20 protein-coding genes are annotated in these 19710 nt (G+C 53.7%); 15 read left to right on the forward strand and 5 right to left on the reverse strand.

Annotated elements, in window-relative coordinates; all coding sequences use genetic code 11:
* The first annotated feature begins 137 nt into the window (after positions 1-137).
* The 4 genes from CVV30_07985 to CVV30_08000 all read left to right on the forward strand — a co-directional run bounded on the left by CVV30_07985 (position 138) and on the right by CVV30_08000 (position 2188).
* The gene (locus CVV30_07985) at positions 138-419 is read left to right on the forward strand and encodes a peptidylprolyl isomerase (protein ID PKL69485.1); all 282 of its coding nucleotides are present in this window, start codon (positions 138-140) and stop codon (positions 417-419) included.
* A 16-nt stretch (positions 420-435) separates the two neighbouring features.
* Complete coding sequence (gene budA / locus CVV30_07990; GenBank protein ID PKL69486.1) at positions 436-1263, forward strand: acetolactate decarboxylase; 828 nt, start codon at positions 436-438, stop codon at positions 1261-1263.
* A gap of 92 nt (positions 1264-1355) precedes the next feature.
* A complete protein-coding gene (locus CVV30_07995) occupies positions 1356-1727 on the forward strand; it encodes a proteasome protein (protein PKL69779.1) in 372 nt (123 codons plus the stop codon).
* Positions 1724-2188 (forward strand): FAD synthase, encoded by a 465-nt coding sequence (locus CVV30_08000; GenBank protein PKL69487.1) that lies wholly within the window; start codon positions 1724-1726, stop codon positions 2186-2188. The genes CVV30_07995 and CVV30_08000 overlap by 4 nt, the downstream gene beginning before the upstream one ends.
* Before the next feature lie 141 nt (positions 2189-2329).
* Here CVV30_08000 and CVV30_08005 read toward each other — a convergent pair whose 3' ends face one another.
* Both CVV30_08005 and CVV30_08010 read right to left on the reverse strand, forming a co-directional pair.
* On the reverse strand, positions 2330-3463 hold the full coding sequence (locus CVV30_08005; protein PKL69488.1) for a cation:proton antiporter: 1134 nt from the start codon (positions 3461-3463) through the stop codon (positions 2330-2332).
* Entirely contained in the window at positions 3463-3948 is a 486-nt protein-coding gene (locus CVV30_08010) for a potassium transporter TrkA (GenBank protein ID PKL69780.1), read from the reverse strand. The genes CVV30_08005 and CVV30_08010 overlap by 1 nt, the downstream gene beginning before the upstream one ends.
* Before the next feature lie 414 nt (positions 3949-4362).
* Here CVV30_08010 and CVV30_08015 point away from each other — a divergent pair, with 414 nt between their 5' ends.
* From CVV30_08015 to CVV30_08035, 5 genes are all read left to right on the forward strand, one after another.
* Positions 4363-5244 carry a 2-ketoisovalerate ferredoxin oxidoreductase gene (locus CVV30_08015; protein PKL69489.1) on the forward strand — a complete coding sequence of 294 codons (882 nt, stop codon included), beginning with the start codon at positions 4363-4365 and terminating at the stop codon, positions 5242-5244.
* Complete coding sequence (gene porA, locus CVV30_08020) at positions 5241-6353, forward strand: pyruvate ferredoxin oxidoreductase (GenBank protein PKL69490.1); 1113 nt, start codon at positions 5241-5243, stop codon at positions 6351-6353. The genes CVV30_08015 and porA overlap by 4 nt, the downstream gene beginning before the upstream one ends.
* The gene (locus tag CVV30_08025) at positions 6346-6873 is read left to right on the forward strand and encodes a pyruvate ferredoxin oxidoreductase (GenBank protein ID PKL69491.1); all 528 of its coding nucleotides are present in this window, start codon (positions 6346-6348) and stop codon (positions 6871-6873) included. The genes porA and CVV30_08025 overlap by 8 nt, the downstream gene beginning before the upstream one ends.
* The gene (locus CVV30_08030) at positions 6870-7124 is read left to right on the forward strand and encodes a ferredoxin (protein PKL69492.1); all 255 of its coding nucleotides are present in this window, start codon (positions 6870-6872) and stop codon (positions 7122-7124) included. The genes CVV30_08025 and CVV30_08030 overlap by 4 nt, the downstream gene beginning before the upstream one ends.
* Positions 7125-7209: 85 nt before the next feature.
* Positions 7210-7932, forward strand: coding sequence for a hypothetical protein (locus CVV30_08035; GenBank protein ID PKL69493.1), 723 nt, complete (start codon positions 7210-7212; stop codon positions 7930-7932).
* Positions 7933-8007: 75 nt separating this feature from the next.
* Here CVV30_08035 and CVV30_08040 read toward each other — a convergent pair whose 3' ends face one another.
* The gene (locus CVV30_08040) at positions 8008-8373 is read right to left on the reverse strand and encodes a hypothetical protein (GenBank protein ID PKL69494.1); all 366 of its coding nucleotides are present in this window, start codon (positions 8371-8373) and stop codon (positions 8008-8010) included.
* A 207-nt stretch (positions 8374-8580) separates the two neighbouring features.
* Here CVV30_08040 and CVV30_08045 point away from each other — a divergent pair, with 207 nt between their 5' ends.
* On the forward strand, positions 8581-9120 hold the full coding sequence (locus CVV30_08045; GenBank protein ID PKL69495.1) for a hypothetical protein: 540 nt from the start codon (positions 8581-8583) through the stop codon (positions 9118-9120).
* A 142-nt stretch (positions 9121-9262) separates the two neighbouring features.
* Positions 9263-9823 (forward strand): hypothetical protein, encoded by a 561-nt coding sequence (locus CVV30_08050; GenBank protein PKL69496.1) that lies wholly within the window; start codon positions 9263-9265, stop codon positions 9821-9823.
* A 189-nt stretch (positions 9824-10012) separates the two neighbouring features.
* Here the strand turns inward: CVV30_08050 and CVV30_08055 are convergent, their stop codons facing one another.
* Together CVV30_08055 and CVV30_08060 are read right to left on the reverse strand one after the other, a co-directional pair.
* A complete protein-coding gene (locus CVV30_08055) occupies positions 10013-11668 on the reverse strand; it encodes a thermosome subunit (GenBank protein ID PKL69497.1) in 1656 nt (551 codons plus the stop codon).
* Positions 11669-11743: 75 nt separating this feature from the next.
* A complete protein-coding gene (locus CVV30_08060; GenBank protein PKL69498.1) occupies positions 11744-12670 on the reverse strand; it encodes a transcriptional regulator in 927 nt (308 codons plus the stop codon).
* A gap of 43 nt (positions 12671-12713) precedes the next feature.
* On the opposite strand from CVV30_08060, the gene CVV30_08065 reads away from it, so the two are divergent.
* The 4 genes from CVV30_08065 (at position 12714) to CVV30_08080 (ending at position 19482) form a co-directional block, all read left to right on the forward strand.
* The gene (locus CVV30_08065) at positions 12714-13946 is read left to right on the forward strand and encodes a tRNA(Ile2) 2-agmatinylcytidine synthetase (protein ID PKL69499.1); all 1233 of its coding nucleotides are present in this window, start codon (positions 12714-12716) and stop codon (positions 13944-13946) included.
* Between the two features lie 114 nt (positions 13947-14060).
* A complete protein-coding gene (locus CVV30_08070) occupies positions 14061-15761 on the forward strand; it encodes a hypothetical protein (protein PKL69500.1) in 1701 nt (566 codons plus the stop codon).
* A 154-nt stretch (positions 15762-15915) separates the two neighbouring features.
* Complete coding sequence (locus tag CVV30_08075) at positions 15916-18855, forward strand: hypothetical protein (protein PKL69501.1); 2940 nt, start codon at positions 15916-15918, stop codon at positions 18853-18855.
* A gap of 183 nt (positions 18856-19038) precedes the next feature.
* Complete coding sequence (locus tag CVV30_08080; protein ID PKL69502.1) at positions 19039-19482, forward strand: hypothetical protein; 444 nt, start codon at positions 19039-19041, stop codon at positions 19480-19482.
* The last annotated feature ends 228 nt before the right edge of the window (positions 19483-19710 follow it).

Here is a 19710-nt window from a genome sequence, read left to right on the forward strand (position 1 = left end):
GGGACGAAATTCCAGTTTACCCTGATAAATGTCCGGAAGAATAAAAGGAAAACTGGCATATCCATATCAATTGGTGCAGGGTGAAAAGGATCTGTTGCCATCAATTCTTTTATCCCATTACTCCTCCATTTCTAAGTATGGCACAACAGGCACGTGCATCCCATATCCTGGTAAAGACCGAAGACGAAGCGAACAAGATCATGAAACGGGTCGCTGACGGCGAAGATTTCGCAGCAGTTGCCAAGCGTTTCTCATCCTGCCCGTCAGGAAAGCAAGGGGGAGACCTCGGCTGGTTCGGCAAGGGCATGATGGTTCCCGAGTTTGAACAGATCGCATTTACCGAGGAAGTTGGCAAGGTTGTCGGCCCGGTAAAGACCCAGTTCGGTTTCCACGTCATCAAAGTGACCGGCAAAAAGTAATTTCCGGCATACGGTCATGGACACCAAATTTTTTCTCGGCATCGGCCTTGCGATCGTCCTTGTTTTCTGCGGGGCAGCGGTTTACACTACGTTTACCAAGATTCCGGCTGCTTCAGCAGTACCCGCAGTACCTGCCGATCATGAGATCCTCTACCAGGTCTCAACCATTGACGCCCTGATGCAGGGAGTGTACGCGGGCGTCCAGCCGGTCGGGGAGATGAAAAAGCACGGCGACTTTGGCATCGGCACGTTCGATGCGCTCGATGGCGAGATGATCGTAATTGACGGAAAAGTGTACCAGGTAAAGGCTGACGGAAAGGTGTACCCGGTAAAAGATACTGCCACCACCCCCTTTGCCACCGTCACGTACTTCGAACGCGACTTTGCGGCAACAACAAACAGGTCGATGAATTTTTCCACATTTTCAACCGAGATGAGCAGCCGGCTGCCCACGCAGAATATGATCTACGCAGTCCGGATAAAGGGAACGTTCCCGCTCATGAAAGTCCGGGCAATCCCTGCACAACAGGAACCGTACCCCTCGCTCACGGATGCAGCAAAGAGCCAGTCGGTCCACACCTACACCAATACCACCGGCACGATAGTCGGGTTCTATACCCCGGCCTTTTTCAAAGGCCTCAATGTCGCGGGCTATCACCTGCATTTCATCAGCGATGACCGGCACACCGGCGGCCATATCCTGGATTTCACGGTACCGGCAGATACAACCGTGGAGTATGACGTCACCCCGGCCTTTGCCATGCCGCTGCCAACCAGCGGTGCATTCACGGGAGTCGATCTCTCGCAGGATCTGAGTAAGGAACTCGCAAAGATCGAATCCTGACCCGGCTCTTCATTTTTTTTGCGAGCCTTTTTTTGACCAGCAGCACGCATATGATCGGTACACGGCTTATCCGGCCCGCCAGGCACTTAACCATGAACATCCGCGGAATCAGACAGGAACTACTCAGGCTGCTCCTTGAACTGGGACGGGACGCCCACCCCAACGAGTTCGCGGCCCTCCTCATCGAAAAGGACGGGGTGATTGAGGAGATGAACCTGGTTCCCGGCACCATTACCGGATCGAGCTCCGCATCGGTCTTTTTCGATATGATGCCGCTGGGTACCCATCTTGCCGGCAGCGCCCACAGCCACCCGAACGGCGTGCTTCACCCATCCGATGCAGATGTGCGCTTCTTCCCCCGGGCCGGGCGGTTCCATCTCATCATCGGCTACCCGTACCGCACGGGCGACTGGCAATGCTTCAGCGCTGACGGGGAGCCCTGCAAACTCGAGGTGATCGCGTGAGCGTCCGCAGGGTTGTCGCCACCGGTACGTTCGATCTCCTGCACCCGGGGCATATCTACTATCTCGAAGAGTCCAAGAAACTCGGGGACGAGCTCTGGGTGATCGTTGCCCGCGACATGAACGTTAAACACAAACCCCGCCCGATCATCCCGGAGGAACAGCGGCTCGCGATGATCGCTTCACTCCGCCCGGTGGACCACGCAATTCTCGGTGACAAGACCGATATGTTCCTCCCGATCGAGGAGATCCACCCGGACGTGATCACCATCGGGTTCAACCAGCTCTTTGACGAGGAAAAACTCCGGTCGCAGCTTGCCGCACGTAACCTTAATCCGGAGATCGTTCGCATAGGAAAATTCGCTGACACCGAACTCTGCAGCTCGCGAAAGGTGGTGCAGGAAATTGTTGCAAAGCGCGGGCATGACGGGGATAACGATGCCCCGGAAGATGCCCGGAAATAAAAACAGATTTTTTGTAATTTTAACTCTGTTGAAATCTTCTTTTCTGCGTTGTTTGGTAATTTTCTGCAACTGGTGGGACAGTGCCCCCCTCGTATTCAACCAGATTTGATGGGGGTTGAGACCCCCATACCCCTGTTGACACTAATGCGGCCGGCGCGTCAATGCCTTGTGCCGGCTGTGACTCACAAGCCCGCGGCGCAGTATGCCGCTGTATTTTGCCATGAATGACCCGACAATGGACGTCAGGATAACCATGGCTGCGATCGTTGTGCCCACCACCGGCGATCCATAGATCACCGCAAGAGCAATGGAGAACTCTCCTCTCGCTATGGTATTGGCCCAGATTTCAAGGCCGGAGAGCGCTGATCCGTGGATGAAAATGCCGGTCAGCAGGCCGGATACCAGCTTGCTGGCAACGGCAAGAAGGCTGATAGCGCCAATCACAAACCAGTTGGCACCGCCCGAGAAATCAACGGTTACTCCGAAGAAGACGAAGAAGACCACTAAAAAGACATCCTTGAATGGCCGGGCGTGCTGCTCGAAGGCGTCCGGATCGGTTGTTGCGAATGCGACACCCAGCGCGATCACCATCATCGTCTCGGGTACGCCGAGATACATCGAGAACGATGCGGTGGTAAGGACGGCGGCAAACGTGAAGAGGATGGGGAGTTCGTCATCCCTTTCGAGAATAGAGATGAGAAATTCCTTGCCATAATGGGCGAGCGCGTAGAGCACCCCGAGCACTGCAACGATCTTGACAAAGAAGATGATCAGGTTCTGGTTTCCGGCCGAGAGGATCGCAAGGAAGATGATCAGCACGAGATCTTCAAAGACCATCAGCCAGATGACCGTGTCGGACTCGCGGAGCATCAGCTTCCGGTTCTCGATCAATGACGTGAGTGCCATCGCGGTGCTGGAGATATAGAAGGCTGCTGCGATGATGAGCGATTCCGTGAACGAAAACCCGAGCATGTACGCTGCGGCAAAACCGATGATCATGTTGACATTGAGATCGATGATCCCGCTGGTCAGGACCGCCGACCGGTTCGATGCGATCCGTTCCGGTTTCAGGCCAAGACCCATGAAGAACAATAAGAAGATCAGTCCCATCTCGGAAAAAAACTGGCTGACCTCATTGTTCGTCAACAACCCCCCGCCCGCTTTTCCCAGCAGGACACCGGCAAGGATATAGAACGGGATGGCGGGTATCGACAGGTACTTGGTGACGAGGGCCAGTACAAGGCAGACAAAAAGTGCGACTACGAGTCCTTCCATTAATTCACCATAATTTCGTTCTCGAACAGTTTGATCTGGTCGCTCTCTCCGATGACCAGCGCCGCGTCACCCTCTTCGAACATGAACGTGGGGGGCGGGTTGATGATATTGTGGTCGTGCCGGCAGACCGCGATTACGGTTGCGCCGGTCTTGGCCCGGATCTTGAGCTCTTCTATCGTTTTTCCGACAACAGCGGACGTGACAAAGAATGTGTGGATGGTAATCCGGAGATCGGCCAGCGCGGAGAAGGCGATCTCGACACTTTCCTGGTCGGCTTCGATGATTGCTCCGGTAAGGATATTTCCCAGCCTCCGCGCTTCAACCGGAGACAGCTCCGCTGCGCTGGGCGTTTTGCAGCCTTTCTGGAGCGTGTACATCTGGATGCCACTGGTCTTGGTGAAAAAAATGGCAACCGTGTCACCCTTGTCAGTCTCGAATTCGTATTTTGTTCCAACACCGGGAAGATTCAGAGAACGAAGCGCCATAGCAGACATTAGAAAAACGTTCCTAAAATATATTGTTGTTTTGCTGGCGGAGACTGTAGATGAACGATTTCACCTGAAAAATCAAAAGAAAAGAGGGGGGTTTGTTGTTAGATCCACACAGAGAGCAACTGATTGGGATCTTCTGAGGTTTTCTGAGAGGTAGGGAGGTGCGAGTTTCGGGCCTTTATGGCATCTGACACTTCTTTATCGGAATTCGTCCTTCCCACTTACCTAGTTCGAACAATGCGCATATAATCCCCGGAGAGGGCGGGGTGAAAGTGATTTGCCGGTTCCGCAACTGGGGTGCTAGGATAACTATGATACTTTTTTCATGAATCATGATGATAAATAATGTAGAACCGCGATCTGCTCGCCGGTCTTCATCCACGAGAACTACGCTGGAGTCTGATTACCATCGCCGAAATCCCCAAAGAAGAATACGTGCTGAAATGCACATCCGCATGCGCCGGGTGCAGCGATTCGCTGGCACTGCGGTACGTGCTCAAGGCAGCCGGCCCCGACACCGTCATGGTAGTGCCCGCCTGCTGCACGAGTGTTATCCAGGGCATCTACCCGAACACCGCGTTCAATGTGCCGGTCTACAACATCGCCTTTGGCGCTGCTGCTGCCTGCGCATCGGGCATGAGCAATGCGTTCCGTGCCGTGGGAAAGAAGACGAATGTTATCGTGTACGCCGGCGACGGCGGCACGCTCGATATCGGCATCCAGGCGATGTCGGGCGCATTCGAGCGGGGCACCGATTTCCTCTATATCTGCTACGATAACGAGGCCTACGGGAACACCGGCATGCAGCGCTCCGGGGGCACGCCGATGGGCGCAAAGACCACCACCACGCCCACCGGCAAGACCGATGCCAAGAAGGACATCGATGCGATCGTTGCCGCCCACGACCCGCCCTACATGGCAACCGCGTGCGCAGCCTACCCGCAGGATATCTTCAAGAAAGTGCAGAAAGCCCTCACTTTCCGCGGCCCCACCTTCATTCATATTCTTGCACCGTGCCCGCCCGGCTGGCGCTACCCCACCGAAAAGACCGTTGAGATGGGAAAACTCGCGGTCAAGAGCGGCATGTGGGTGCTCTACGAGCGCGAGTACGGGAAGGTCACGATTGGCCCGCAGTCGAAGGTTGCGATGAAGAAACCTATCCCGCTCGAAGATTACCTCTCCCCGCAGGGACGGTTCAAGGGCATTGATGCGAAGGTTGTCGAGATTCTCAAACAGCGGATCGCAAAGAACTTCAAACGGCTGGCAGCCGAAGAGGAGGCATCAGCATGAAGAAGATCGCCACCGGCAACAAGGCCGTTGCTGAAGCGGTAAAACAGGCAAACCCCACGGTTGTCGCTGCGTACCCCATCACCCCGCAAACCGAGATCGTGGAGCAGATCGCAGAGTTCGTGACCAGCGGCCAGATGCCGGCCAAATATATCGCCGTCGAGAGCGAGCACTCCGCGATGGCAGCCTGTATCGGTGCCAGTATCACCGGCATTCGCACGTTCACGGCCACCAGTTCGCACGGTCTCCTCTACATGCACGAGATGACCAACTGGGCTGCAGGAGCCCGCCTCCCGATCGTGATGGCAAACGTGAACCGTTCGCTCGGGCCCGGCTGGAATATCTGGGCGGAGCACACCGATGCCCTGCAGGAACGCGATACCGGCTGGTTACAGGTCTATGTGAGCACCGTGCAGGAAGCCTACGATGCCACCCTCATGGCGTTCCGGATCGCTGAGCACAACGATGTGCTGCTGCCCGTGATGGTGAACCTTGACGGGTTTTTACTCTCCCACATCATGCAGCCGGTTGATACCGTTGAATTGGGGGATTTCATTCCCCCGATACACCTCCCGTATGCTATTGATCCCAAACACCCGGCAGGGTATGGCACGCTGACCGGCCCTGACCAGCAGTTCAGGTTCCGGTGGGATATCGAGCGCTCGATGCGGGACTCGGTCAAGGTCATTGAAGAGACCGAGAAAGAGTTCGCGAAGCGCTTCGGCAGGAAGTACGGCTTTACCGAAGATTACCGGTGCGAGGACGCCGATGTGATCGTTATTGCGATGGGGACGCTCGGCAAGGAAGCGGAAGTCGCTGTTGACATCCTCAGGAATGAGGGGATCAAGGCCGGCTCGATGCGTATCCGCTGGCTGCGTCCGTTCCCGAAACTCGACCTGAAAGGAAAGGAAGTCGTGGTCATCGATCGCGATTACTCGTTCGGGTTCGGCGGCATCCTGGCAGGCGAGATCCGGTCCAAGACCGGCATCAGCCTCTACAGCGTGATCGCGGGTATCGGCGGGCAGGAAGTGACCTACGATGATGTCGCGGGCTTTGTCCGGACCCGTCGTATAGGCGAAGAGTTCTGGTTCGGGGTGAACGACCATGTTTGAGATCCGCATCCACTCCCGGGGCGGGCAGGGCGGCGTGACTGCGGCCCGGCTCCTTGCGATGGCCGCACTCCATGACGGCAAGTACGCGACCGCGTGCCCGTTCTACGGTGCCGAGCGCCGGGGCGCACCGATCGTCTCGTTCGTCCGCATCGATGACAAGCCCATCAAAGTCTACAGCCAGATCCGGCAACCGGACATGGTGGTTGTGCTCGACGAGAGTGTGATGGACGTAGTCGATGTCCTGCACGGGCTCAAGAAGGGCGGCCGCGTCTTCCTCAACAGCGCAAACAAAAAAGCGTTTGAAGGTTTTGAGAGCCGCAACGTGGACCTGACCGGCATTGCACTGCGCGAGAACCTCGTGGTAGCCGGAAGCCCGATCTTAAACACACCGGTGCTCGGGGCTCTCGCCAAGATGGGGATCGTCACCGCAGACTCCGCAAAAACAGCGATCCGCGAGATGTTTTCCGATGAACGCAATGTCAAAGTGGCTGAAGCGGCCTATAAGGAGATGAGCGCATGAGTACTTCACGCGAGCGACTTGCCATGAGCCACCCGAAGGAGGGGGCTGCCGGGCAGACCGGGACCTGGCGGGTATTCAAGCCGGTCGTGGACCGGGAGAAATGCAATGCCTGCGGGCTGTGCGCCATGTACTGCCCGGACGGTGTCATTGATGAGGAGCTGAATATCGATCTCCGGTTCTGTAAAGGTTGCGGCATCTGCGCCAATGAATGCCCGAAAAAGGCGATCGAGATGGTCCGGGAAGAGAAGTAATTCCCATAATCCATTTCACTATTTTTATACACCAATCAAAATCTTTTTTTATTACAGCGTTAAAATTGGGTTAGAGTGAGCGCTCGTGAACAGGAAACATTTTGGGGACCAGCGGGATCTTTTTAAATTCGATCTTGTGCGTCATATCATGAAATCCATGCCCGGCCTTACCAGTTTCTCCTTCATACCTATGTTGACTGAGAACAACGGGAAGACAGAGCTGGATGCCGGGACGAAAAAGGATCTGGGAAAGGCAGTAAAATCCGGAAAAGCGGGGAGCCAGAACACCAATCTTCTCCAGCAGGTAGCACGGCTCCAGGAGATCGAGAATGATCTCGATTATGTCCAGTATCTCCATTACTATTTCAAAAACGAGAATATCATCATGGATATCCTGCACCCGCATGCCTTCACCCACAAGGAACGGGAACACTATTTCGAGAGCATTTTTGGAAAATTCCCGAAAAAGTCACTGGTGTTTCTCGACCCTGATATCGGGCTTGAGGAGAGCAAGCCGGACCAGCGCCATCTTCTCTTTTCCGAGCTGAAGATGATCTATGACCATCTCGATAAGGACTCGGTCCTGCTGATCTACCAGCATTTTCCCCGGAAAGTCCATGAAGACTATCTCCGGCAGCGGTGCTCCCAGCTGTCAGAACTTACCGGTTCATCGCCCTTGACTATTACCGATAACGAGATTATCTTCTTCCTGTGCACAAAAAGCCCGGTGACCCAGGAAAAACTCGAACAGGTCCTGGAAAAATACGCAAACAGTTACCCGGCACTCAGTTCCCGCACGTGCGAATGAACGGCCACTGATACCGGGTTTTTTTCTTTTTTAAAAATGAGGGACAGCCACGGTGAAAGATCCACCGGTTCCGGCTTACCCGACGTTCAGTTCATCCTTTGCCATGTATTCGATATCAGATTTGTAGAAATGGGTGAACCCGCAGTTCTGGCACCGGACGGTAAAATGCCTGCATCCGATCGTTAGATCATGCGGGCCGGTAACATGACAGTGCCGGCACTCGGCAGTTTCTACAAGTTCCCAGAGATCATAGCACCCGATCTTCGTGTACGCTCCGGTCTTTGCAACCTGTTCGACCCGCGGGACATAGACACGGGTCGCCCCGCAGTTTGCGCACGCTACCTGGGCCTGGTAGGGAACTGCCTTGATGATCTGGTCTGCCACCTGTTTGCAGTGATAGCAGTCCGTGCGATATTTTGTGAAAATGAACCGGTCGCTCATGAATGATATTGGAAGCGTTCGGGTTCATTAATCTGTTGACCACCGGATTTTTCCGGGAAATCGGTGAGGTGAATACCGGGTTACCGGGGGCGAGCGGGACAATTACGAGCGTAAAGAACAAACTTGCAGCAATTCTTGGAGCTGCTGCAAAACCGGTTCCAGTTTTTTGAGTAAATTTAATTACAAGGGCGTAACAATGTAATTTCCATGAAGAAGCTCATTGGATTGTTCATCCTGGTGATCGTCATTGCGATGATCAGCGGGTGTACCCAGCCGGCAGCACCTGCCGTAACCACCCCGGAACCTACCGCAGTTCCCACCGTGCCGCCAACGGTGGCAACACCGGCACCCACCATGATGCAAACACCGGAACAGACGATGGTACCTACAATGACAGCTACGGAGTCCAAGCCGAAGATCACCCTGGTGCCCCAGACAAAAAACACGATCATCTACATGCGGAACAACACGTTCGTTCCGAAGGAACTCACGGTCCTGCCGGGAACCGGCATCACCTGGGTGAATGAGGATGTCACCGTCCACGCAGTCAAATCAACCGGCATTCATGCAGGTATGTTCAACTCTGGCGACATTATTCCCGGAGCTACGTGGGGGAACACCTTTGGTGCCAGTGAAGGCGTGTTCGAATTCACGTGCATCTATCATCCGGAGATGAAAGGGGCGATTGTTGTCAAGCAGGGGGCATCGGTTGTTGGTGCTCCAACCATGGAGACACCATCACCCTGATCAGATTCCCTCTCCTTTTTTGTATCACCCTTACCCGTGACAGGTGCTATCGCCAGACAGAGGGCATTTTTTTGTGCTACGGCTAAACCGGTCCCAAATCATTTAGTAAATTTAATTATAAGGCAAAAACAATGTAATTTCTATGAAAAAACTTATAGGATTATTCATCCTGGTCATCGTCATTGCGATGATCAGCGGATGTACCCAACCGGCAAAGACGGCGAATGTAACAATGGTGGAAACGACCGTGGTTCCAACAGTTCCCCCCACCGAAGCAACACCGGCACCAACCACGGAACCCGCACCGGTTGCCACCATCACCCAGAATGTTACCACAATGGCACCAACCGTGGCAACCGTAGTTAAAACACCCGCACCGGTGATGACACCATCCACGAAAATCACTACAATCTATATCCGGAACAATACTTTTGTCCCCAGGGAACTCACCGTCCTGCCGGGAACGGGTCTCATCTGGGTGAATGATGATGCAACCGTCCATGCTATCAAGACAACGGGAAGCCACCAGGGCATGTTCAATTCAGGGGATTTTATGAAGGGTTCCCAGTGGGACTATACCTTCGGGGCGAATGAGGGGACGTTTGAAATTATGGATACCTATTCGAACGCCACCTGCGTGATCATCGTCAAGAAAGGCGAGTCACTTGTCGGTAATCCTGCTGTAATACCAACAACAGCTTAAAACCAAATCCTTCTTTTTTAATTAACAACTTTTACCCGGGATTTTCCGGCCCTGTCAGAATATGAGCCGGACAGATCTGAGCCTGAGTAGTCGGGTAAAGATGCACAATCCCGACCGGATAAAAATGGATAGTCCCGGCTGCGGAGAAGTACTGGATAAAAGAATAAAAAATATTTAATAAAATGGGGTTTAGAAGTCGCCCATGCCCGGAGGCATGCCGCCCATTCCACCCATGCCACCCGGGGGCATACCGCCTTCGGGTGCATGGCTCTTTGAGGATGCAATGACATCGTCAATGCGCAGGATCATGATGGCTGCTTCTGCTGCTGAGGAGATCGCCTGGGTCTTGACCCGGAGGGGCTCGACAACACCGGCTGCCTTCATATCGACGACCTTTCCCTCAAAGACATTGAGACCAAAGGTCTTCTTGCCCTTCTTTTCGTGGGCTGCACGGATCTCAACAAGCATGTCGATGGGGTCAAGTCCTGCATTCTCTGCAAGGGTCCTCGGGATGACCTCGAGTGCGTCTGCAAATGCATTGATGGCGAGCTGGGCCCGACCGCCAACGGTTGCTGCGTACTCGCGGAGACGGAGCGAGAGCTCGGTCTCGGGTGCGCCGCCACCGGCGACAACCTTCTTGTCCTCGACAACAACACCGACAACGCGGAGTGCATCGTGGATAGCGCGTTCGAGTTCATCGACTACGTGCTCGGTTCCACCCTTGATGATGATGGAGACTGCCTTGGGGTTCTTGCACTGCTCGACAAAGGTCATGTCTTCTCCGCTGACTTTGCGCTCCTCAACGAGTCCGGCCTTGCCGAGCTCTTCTTTGGAGATTGCATCGATCGAGGAGACAAGGCTTGCACCGGTTGCACGGGCAAGCTTTTCCATGTCGCTCTTCTTGACACGGCGGGTTGCAAAGAGTCCTGCCTTTGCAAGGTAGTGCTGTGCAATGTCGTCAATACCCTTCTGGCAGAAGAGGACGTTTGCACCGCTCTTGACGATCTTGTCAACGATATCCTTGACCATGCGCTCTTCCTCATCGAGGAATGCCTGAAGCTGGTCGGGAGAGGTGATATTGATCTCGGCATCGACTTCGGTCTTCTTGAACTCGACTGCTGCGTTTAAGAGAAGGATCTTTGCATTGGTGACCTTCTTGGGCATCGAGGGGTGGACGCGTTCCTTGTCGATGAGTACGCCTTCTACAATCTCGGAGTCCTCGATCGAGCCACCGGTCTTCTTCTCGACCTTGATGTTCTCGATATCAACAGAGCCGTCTGCATCGGTGACCATGGTCACTGCCTTGACAACGAGGTCACAGAGCTTGTCCTTGCTGGCCTCTGCGCCCTTGCCGGTCATCGCGGTACCTGCAATGTTCTTTAAAAGCACCTTGTCGGTGATTTTTATATCGAAGGCGATCTCTTTTAAGAGCTGCTGGGCCTTCTCAGCTGCCTGACGGTAGCCTGCGGCAATAATCGTCGGGTGGACGTCCATCTCAAGGAGGTCTTCTGCCTTCTTTAAGAGTTCCCCGGCAATGATGACTGCGGTGGTTGTGCCGTCGCCGACTTCATCGTCCTGGGTCTTTGCGACCTCGACCATCATCTTTGCGGCCGGGTGCTCGATGTCCATTTCCTTAAGGATCGTGACACCATCATTGGTGATCACTACGTCGCCAATGGTGTCGACGAGCATCTTGTCCATACCTTTTGGACCGAGTGTGGTCCTGACTGCACTTGCCACTGCCTTTGCGGCGGTGATGTTCATACCCTGAGCGTCGCGGCCGCGGGTACGGGTGCTGCCTTCTTTGAGAATAAGAATCTGCTGTCCTCCAAGTTGTTGTGACATAAATTTCACCACTTTTGCACTAGATTTAGCACTAAAATTGGTTTGTGGTTCTATATATAATTTCTGTAAAAAAATTCAGTCGCCCAGAAGGTCGAGGAGTTCAAAACCATCCTCGATCCGTTGGAGGCGCTTCTCGCCAATTACCAGCGTCTTTCCGATCTTCTTTTCCTTGTTGTAATCGGTGATGATGCACATCGCGTGCTTCTTTGCAATCTGCGAGAGGTTGCCGATGAGGGCTGCCCGTTTTACCACTTTCTGGGCCGGGCCATAGCCCGTGAGGATCGTCTGCTTGTCAAACGTGAGGAGGGCCTGGAACGGGGCGCCGTGGAGCGTATGGAGCCGGACGCCTATCTGTTGCAGGAATTCCATCGGGCTCTGCAGGTGGGATCCCTGCTGCTCTTTTTCAGGATCCATCACCTTTGGCGGTTCGTGCTGGATGAGGTCGATCGACTCGACAACGCCGGTGTTGAAGAATTCCTCGATCCGTATGGCAACATCCAGTGTGGTGCCCATCCCGCCCTCGTACTTGCTGATAGTACGCCGCGAGACACCGAGCACGTTGCCGAGATCGCCAAGCGACATGTTGCGATGCTCCCGGAGTTCCCGGAGCGCTTCGCCATTGATGTTGACATACAACCCGCCGGGAGATGCGTACACGAGCGGGGGGATCTTCTCGACAAAGTAATCGTAGAGCGTCGAAGGGCTGATCGCATAGATCCCGTACCGGACGTATACAGCCCCGCGTTCCAGCTCCGCATCGCGTGCGCGCTCTCCGACAATCAGCGGTATGCCTCCCAGCAGGCGCGATATGAGCTCGATATCGAACGCCACCTCTTCACTCACGGAATCAATGTGGGAAACCACCTTGATGACGAGCAACGTCCCGTCGTTCCGGGCAATGAGATCGAAACTCCTTGGGCGGAGGGTGAACTTCTCGGAGACATCGAAGCCTGCCGTGATCATTACGCTGGTAACCAGCTGAAGCTGGCGGTCCTGGGACATGCAGTTACAAATGGATGGAGCGTGCCCATATATTAATATAGACATGCTGATCGGGATTGATGACACGGACTCCCCGCAGGGAATGTGCACTACCTACCTCGGGGCAGTGTTTGTCCGCCGGCTGATCCACGAACACATGCAGGTGCGGCAAGCCCGGCTGGTCCGGCTCAACCCAAACGTGACCTGGAAGACCCGGGGGAATGCAGCAGTCATGTTCGATGTGGAGGGGGATCCCGCCCGGGCTTTCGATATTGCATGCACTCTCGTCGAAGAACTGGCCGATTTTTCCTGCGAGAACACAAATCCCGGCGTCGTGGTCGTGAACCGGCAGCTGGATCCGGCGTTTTACCGGAAAGCGGTCACTGACTTCTGCACAACTGAAGAAGCAGTTGCCATCCTTGAAAAAGCCGGCGCACAGTATAAAGGCTGGAAGAACCGGCGCGGGCTTATTGGGGCAACGGCAGCCGTGGCAAGCGAGCTTGCGGATACGACTTCCGAGATCCTGGTGTATCGCGAGCCGGCACGGTTCGGCACGCCACGTGAGGTGAGCCGCGAGAGCCTGTTTGCAGCCGAGGCGGCAACATTTCCCCATACGTGGGATACCGTGGATATCGCCAACGATGTTGTGGTCTGCGTTCCGCACACCCCCGACCCGGTCCTCTTTGGGATCCGGGGCGAGAGCCCGCGGTGGGTGATGGCAGCCCGGCAGCAGATACAGTCCGAGAAACCCGGGATCGAGCAGATCTGGGTGACGAACCAGGGAACCGATGCCCACCTGCTGCCCGGAAGGACTGGCTGTCTTGGCGAACTGCTCTCTTATATTGTACCCGGGGAAGTGACCAGTGCCCCGAAAACAAAAGAGGGGGGACACGTCTCGTTCATCATGAAAGACGGGGACTTCCCCGTACGGTGCATGGCCTATGAACCGACCAAGAACTTCCGGCAGATCATCCGGCAACTGGTGCCGGGCGACGAAGTGATCGCCGTTGGCAGTTTCAAGAAGGGGAGCATCAACTTAGAGAAGATCAAGGTAGTCTCACTCGCCCAGCCTAAGGTCACCCGCCCGCCGCTCTGCACTACATGCAACAAGAGGATGACCAGCGATGGAAAGGGAAAAGGCTGGAAATGCAAGCGGTGCGATGCCCGGGCTGCTGATCCGGAAGTGCTGGAGATTTCCCGCACGCTGGAGACGGGATGGTACGAAGTCCCGCCAACCGCCCGGCGTCACCTGGCAAAACCCTTGTGCCGGGGCGAACCGGGTTCTGACGGCACATGAGTGATCGTGGATCGGACAATAACTGATTCCGGTCGCAGAAACATGAGTGTCCGCTCAGTGGCGACATGTATTTCCCTGTTCGGTGAAAAAAAGATGGACAACCGGAGGACCTAGATGGAGATCGATATTCGCACGCTTGCAATCGTACTGGTCATCATCAGTCTCCTGCAGTCAATTGCATTCCTGTTCCAGTATCTGACGAACAAAACCTACCGGGGGATCAGCTGGTGGGTGCAGGGCAGCAGCTGTGCGGCAGCCGGATACCTGTTACTGCTCCTGCGGGATGCAATTCCCAATGCGCTGATCACCATTATCCTCGCAAATACCCTGCTCGTTACAGGATTATTGTGTATCTATATCGGGATTACGAGGTTTCTCGATCAAAGAGAGAATCGCCGGGTTATCGGTGCGATCGTTGCACTATTCCTGGCAGCGTTTCTTTATTTTACCTATGCCAGCAATGACATCACTGAGAGGACTGCAATCATATCGGTTGCAATCGCAATCATCTCCTTATGGACCGGACTGAGCCTGCTCGGTGAAAAGCCCCGTTCGATCACGACGTCTGCCCATGCAGTTGCTGTGGTTTTTCTTGCCTATGGCAGTTTTTTTGTTTTTCGTGCGGTGGCAGCTCTCACTATTGCCCCGGTCAATACCGTGTTCACCCCCACACTCGTACAGACCGCGACATTCCTGGCCTCGCTCATCCAGGGAATTCTCATGACCGTTGGCCTGATCATCATGGTCAACCAGCGGCTGAATGCGGAGATGAGCGAAGCAAAAGAAGAGTTCGAACTCATCTTCAACACCAGTCCTGATGCAGCTCTCATCACCCGCCTTGATGATGGTACTATCGTAAATATCAATGAAGGGTTCACCGCCATAACCGGGTTCACACGGGACGAATCCGTAGGAAAAACCATTGTTGATCTCAATGTCTGGAAAAATTCTGCAGACCGCCAGAACATGATTAACGAACTCCAGGAGAAAGGATTTTGCGAAAATTTCGAAGTCACATTCCTGCGAAAAGACGTGAGCGGATTTTCCGGCCTGGTGTCGGCAAAAACCATTGTCCTGCAGGGCATTGTGCATATCATCAGCGTAACCCGCGATATTTCGGAGCGCAAACAGGCGGAAGATGCACTTCACCTGGCAAATAAAAAACTCACGATGCTCAACAGCATCACCCGGCATGATATCCTCAACCAGCTCATGGGATTGCGGACATTTCTTGAACTCTCAAAAGAAGAGGTGACAGACGCCGTAGCCCTGGAATATATCCGGAAGGAAGAAGAGGTCGCCGAAGCCATCCAGTGGCAGATCGAGTTTACCCGCGACTACCAGGACATCGGGGCACAGGCACCGAAATGGCAGATCCTTGCCGATATCATCGACTCGGCAACACAGCAGCTGAAACCCCTGGAAGTGAAGATCGCAGTCAAGGTGAACCGGGTGGAAATCTTTGCCGATCCACTTGTCGGGAAGGTCTTTTACAACCTGATGGAAAATTCCCTTCGTCATGGCAATCATGTAACCAGCATGGATTTTTCCGTGCAGGAGACTGGGGATAGTCTTACTGTAATATATTGTGATGATGGTGCAGGAATTGCCGCAGAGGACAAGAAACGAATCTTTTTGAAAGGATTTGGCAAACATACCGGGCTGGGCCTGTTCCTGTCAAAGGAGATCCTTTCTATGACCGGCATTACCATCCTTGAAAATGGCGAGCCGGGCAAAGGCGTGCGGTTCGAGATTATTGTGCCGAAGGGGATGTGGCGTGCGGCGGACACCGGGATGAACGCGAACAGGCCGTAAAAACCAAAAGAGCAGGCAACCGCTCTCTGACAGGATCTGTGCATCTGTCCGCGCCCGCTTCTGGAGTTTTCCTATATTTCCGGGCATTTGTTCGGTAGATTTTTTTGGATATCTTTTAGTATAAAGGCAATCTTCTCTTGATCATCCACCTGCCATGGTCAAACCAATGATCTCAGTACTCTACGTTGATGACGAACCGGCCCTTCTTGATGTCGGGAAGCTGTTCCTTGAAAGAACCGGGGATTTTTCCGTCACCACCATAGATTCGGCGCCGGCTGCCCTTGCGCTCCTCGTGACAGAACAGTTCGATGCCATCATTGCCGATTATATGATGCCGGACATGGATGGCCTGGAATTTTTAAAACAGGTCCGCCTTTTCCATGGACAGATCCCGTTTATCCTTTTTACCGGAAGGGGTCGCGAGGAAGTGGTGATCCTCGCCCTCAACAGCGGGGCGGATTATTACCTCCAGAAAGGCGGCAACCCCCAGGCTCAGTTTGCCGAGCTCTCGCATAAAATCCGGACCGCCGTTGAGCGCCGCAGTACGGAAAAAGCATTCAGGGAGAAACAGCAGCAGATACAACAACGCGAACAGGACTACCGGAGCATTCTTGAAAATATCCAGGATGCCTATTACCGCAGCGATGCAGAGGGCAACCTCATATTCGCAAGCCCGTCCCTTGCATCACTGCTGGGTTATGCATCCGTTACGGAACTGCACGGGAAAAATATCGCACAGACTCTGTATTACAATCCTGAAGAGCGGGAAACAGTCCTGGCCGATATCAGGAAGAACGGGGCGGTCACGAACTATGAGATCACCCTGAAAAAACAGGACGGGACACCGGTCATCATCTCCACCAGCAGCCATGAGTATTACAATGCTGACGGGAATTATCTCGGGGTTGAGGGTATATTCCGGGATATCACCGAACGAAAACAGGCGGAAGAATCCTTAAAAAGATCGGAGAACCTGTACCGGACGATTTTTAACAATACCGGGACTGCCACTATCATCATCGCACCTGATACCACTATCCTGCTCGCCAACGATGGCTGGGTAAAACTGACCGGGGTTCCCCGGGCAGAGCAGGAGAACAAGAAGAGCTGGACGGTTTTTATCGATCCCGGTGATGCGGAGTGGATGACGGAATACCATTACGCCCGACGGAACGATCCAACCCTCATCCCAAAAGTCTATGAATGCAGGCTGATCGATGCAAAAAAAACCGTCCACCACTGTTTTGTGTATGTCGACCTGATCCCGGGTTCCAAAAACAGCGTAGCATCCCTTGTGGATATTACTGCACGGGTACGTGCTGAGGAACTCTACCAGACGGTCTTTGAAAATACGGGAACTGCGATGGTCATCATTGAAGAGGATACAACCGTATCGCGTATCAATGAGGAGATGGAAAAAACCTGGGGATATTCACGGGAAGAGATTGAGGGGCGGATGACGTGGCCGCAGCTCATAGCAAAGGAAGACCGGGAAAAGATGCTGGAATATCACCACCTCAGGAGAACAAATCCTGAGTCAGCGCCGAAGAATTACGAATTCCGGTTTATCCATAAAAGCGGGGAGTTACGATACGCTTCTCTTGCGGTAGCCATGATTCCCGGTACGAAAAAGAGTGTTATCTCCATCCGTGATATCACGGAGATCAAGAGTACCGAAAAGGCGCTGTGGGACAGCGAGGTAATCTACCAGCAACTTGAAGCGCAGCTGCCGGATTTTGTTATCATTCATGAAGGCGAGACCATTGTATTTGTCAACGATGAAGGAGCGCGCCTTATGGGAAAAACACCGGAACAGATTATCGGGACTTCGGTCCTCTCCTATGCTGCTCCGGCCTATCACGAATTGATCAAAAAGAACACCATGCTCCGGTACAAGGGAATTGCGGTTGACCCCTACGAGATCGAGATCATCGCCCCCTCGGGAGAGCACCGCTGGGTTGTAGTCAGGGCAACCCGGATCCCGAACCGGGAAAGCCCGTCAACGCTGACAGTACTTACCGATATCACCGAACGCAGGCGGGCGGAAGAGGCGCTGCGGGATAGCGAAGCGAATTACCGCACCATCATCGAGAACATGCAGGATCTGTTCTACCGGACGGATCTGGATGGCAATATCACGATGGTGAGCCCGGCGGGGATCCGGATGTCAGGATATGCATCACCCGAGGAGGTAATAGGGCGTAATATCGCTGACGGCATCTACGCTGACCCGAAAGAGCGCGAACAATTCCTGGCCGTACTGAAGGAAAACGGGATCGTCAATGATTATCCGGTATCCCTCATAGCCGGCGATGGCACGGTTCGTTACGTGACTGCCAGCAGCCATTTCTATTATGATGCGGACGGGAAGGTACAGGGTATCGAAGGGATCCTGCACGATGTGACCAGGCGCAGGCTGGCCGAAAAGGCGCTGCTGCTGGCAAACCAGAAGCTCCACCTTCTGTCCGGCATCACCTGTCATGACATTAATAACAAACTGACGGTGCTCAAAGGGTACCTTGCGCTGCTGGAAGAGAAGCTGCCGGACACTGCGCTTAACGAATATTTCTTGAAGACAAAAACAGCGGCAGAGCAGATCTCTTCGATGATCCAGTTCATGAAGGAATACGAAGATATCGGCGTTTCTGAACCGGTCTGGCATGATGTCCGGACCCTCGCCCATACTGCGGCACAGGAAATCCCTCCCGGGCAAATTACATTGAAAAACGATCTTCCTGCGGAAATGGAAGTGTTTGCCGACCCGCTGATTGCCAAGGTCTTTTTCAACCTGATGGAAAATGGGGTGCGCTACGGGGGGAAAAATACAACAATCCGGTTCTCGGTTGAAAACCGTAATGGCGATAAAATAATTGTGTGCGAAGATGATGGTGCGGGTGTGGCTGCTTCTGACAAGGAAAAGATCTTTGAACGGGGCTTTGGAAAGAACACCGGTCTCGGCCTGGCCCTGTCCCGGGAGATCCTCCACATCACCGGCATTACCATTGTTGAGAATGGTGAGCCGGGCAAAGGGGCACGGTTCGAGATGACGGTACCGAAAGGGATGTGGCGTACGAATAGTGTGGCAGGTAAGTGAGTCGAGTAAACCAGAAGAAAACAAACTTGCTGAATCTGAATTCAAAAGCGTCCATTTGCGATCGAAGGGTCGCCCGCTTCGCGATGGCAGAGCTTTCAAACGACAAAGCGTATTTACCATCCATTCATTCTTTTTTAGAACAGTCGAACCGGAATATAATCCGGAAATCCGGTGATTAAAAACATGCGGGGCAGGAAACCAACAACGGTTACTGAAGAAGCAGAATGCTGTGCGGGAAAGATGGGATTTTGCTGGCTGAGCAATACGATAGCAGATCTTCCATTCGACGGGTTCATTTTCCGGCCGGCCGTGATTGCCGCGATCAAATTGAAAAAAATCCGGTACGCACTAGATGACGATATCATTATTGAAAATAAATTCCCGGATGAAGTAACCGGGCTGCGAACCCTGCCCCTTCCTCCCTGGGTGCTCCGCGAGCTCTGGGTCCGGACGCAGAACGAACGGGCCTGGCGCCGGTTCTACATCCTGCCGGCAACAACCGCGGAGATCGAATTCAACACCGCGGAGAATTACCGGAACACTCACTATGATGAGGAGAAGTGGAAGAAGGCACCCTTCCGGATCGATATCCCCCTGACCTCCAAAAAGAGGGATGAAGTCGGATAAGCCCGTATAATGCCCGGTTTGCCAATCGGACGAAGGCACTTTTTTGACCAGTAAAAATGGTGTCCACGCCCCAATAAAATATTGATTTAAATGGGTATTTTTCCTATTGGACTGATTAAAGGGGATTTTGACCCTGCAATTTAGCGGGCTTACAACAGCCCCTTTTTTCGTGGGTAGGGTAGCACGGTCAAAGAGAAAAGAACCCCCTTTTTGGGGGTCATGCCGGAA

Source organism: Methanomicrobiales archaeon HGW-Methanomicrobiales-1 (assembly GCA_002839675.1).
Classification (GTDB): domain Archaea; phylum Halobacteriota; class Methanomicrobia; order Methanomicrobiales; family Methanospirillaceae; genus Methanoregula.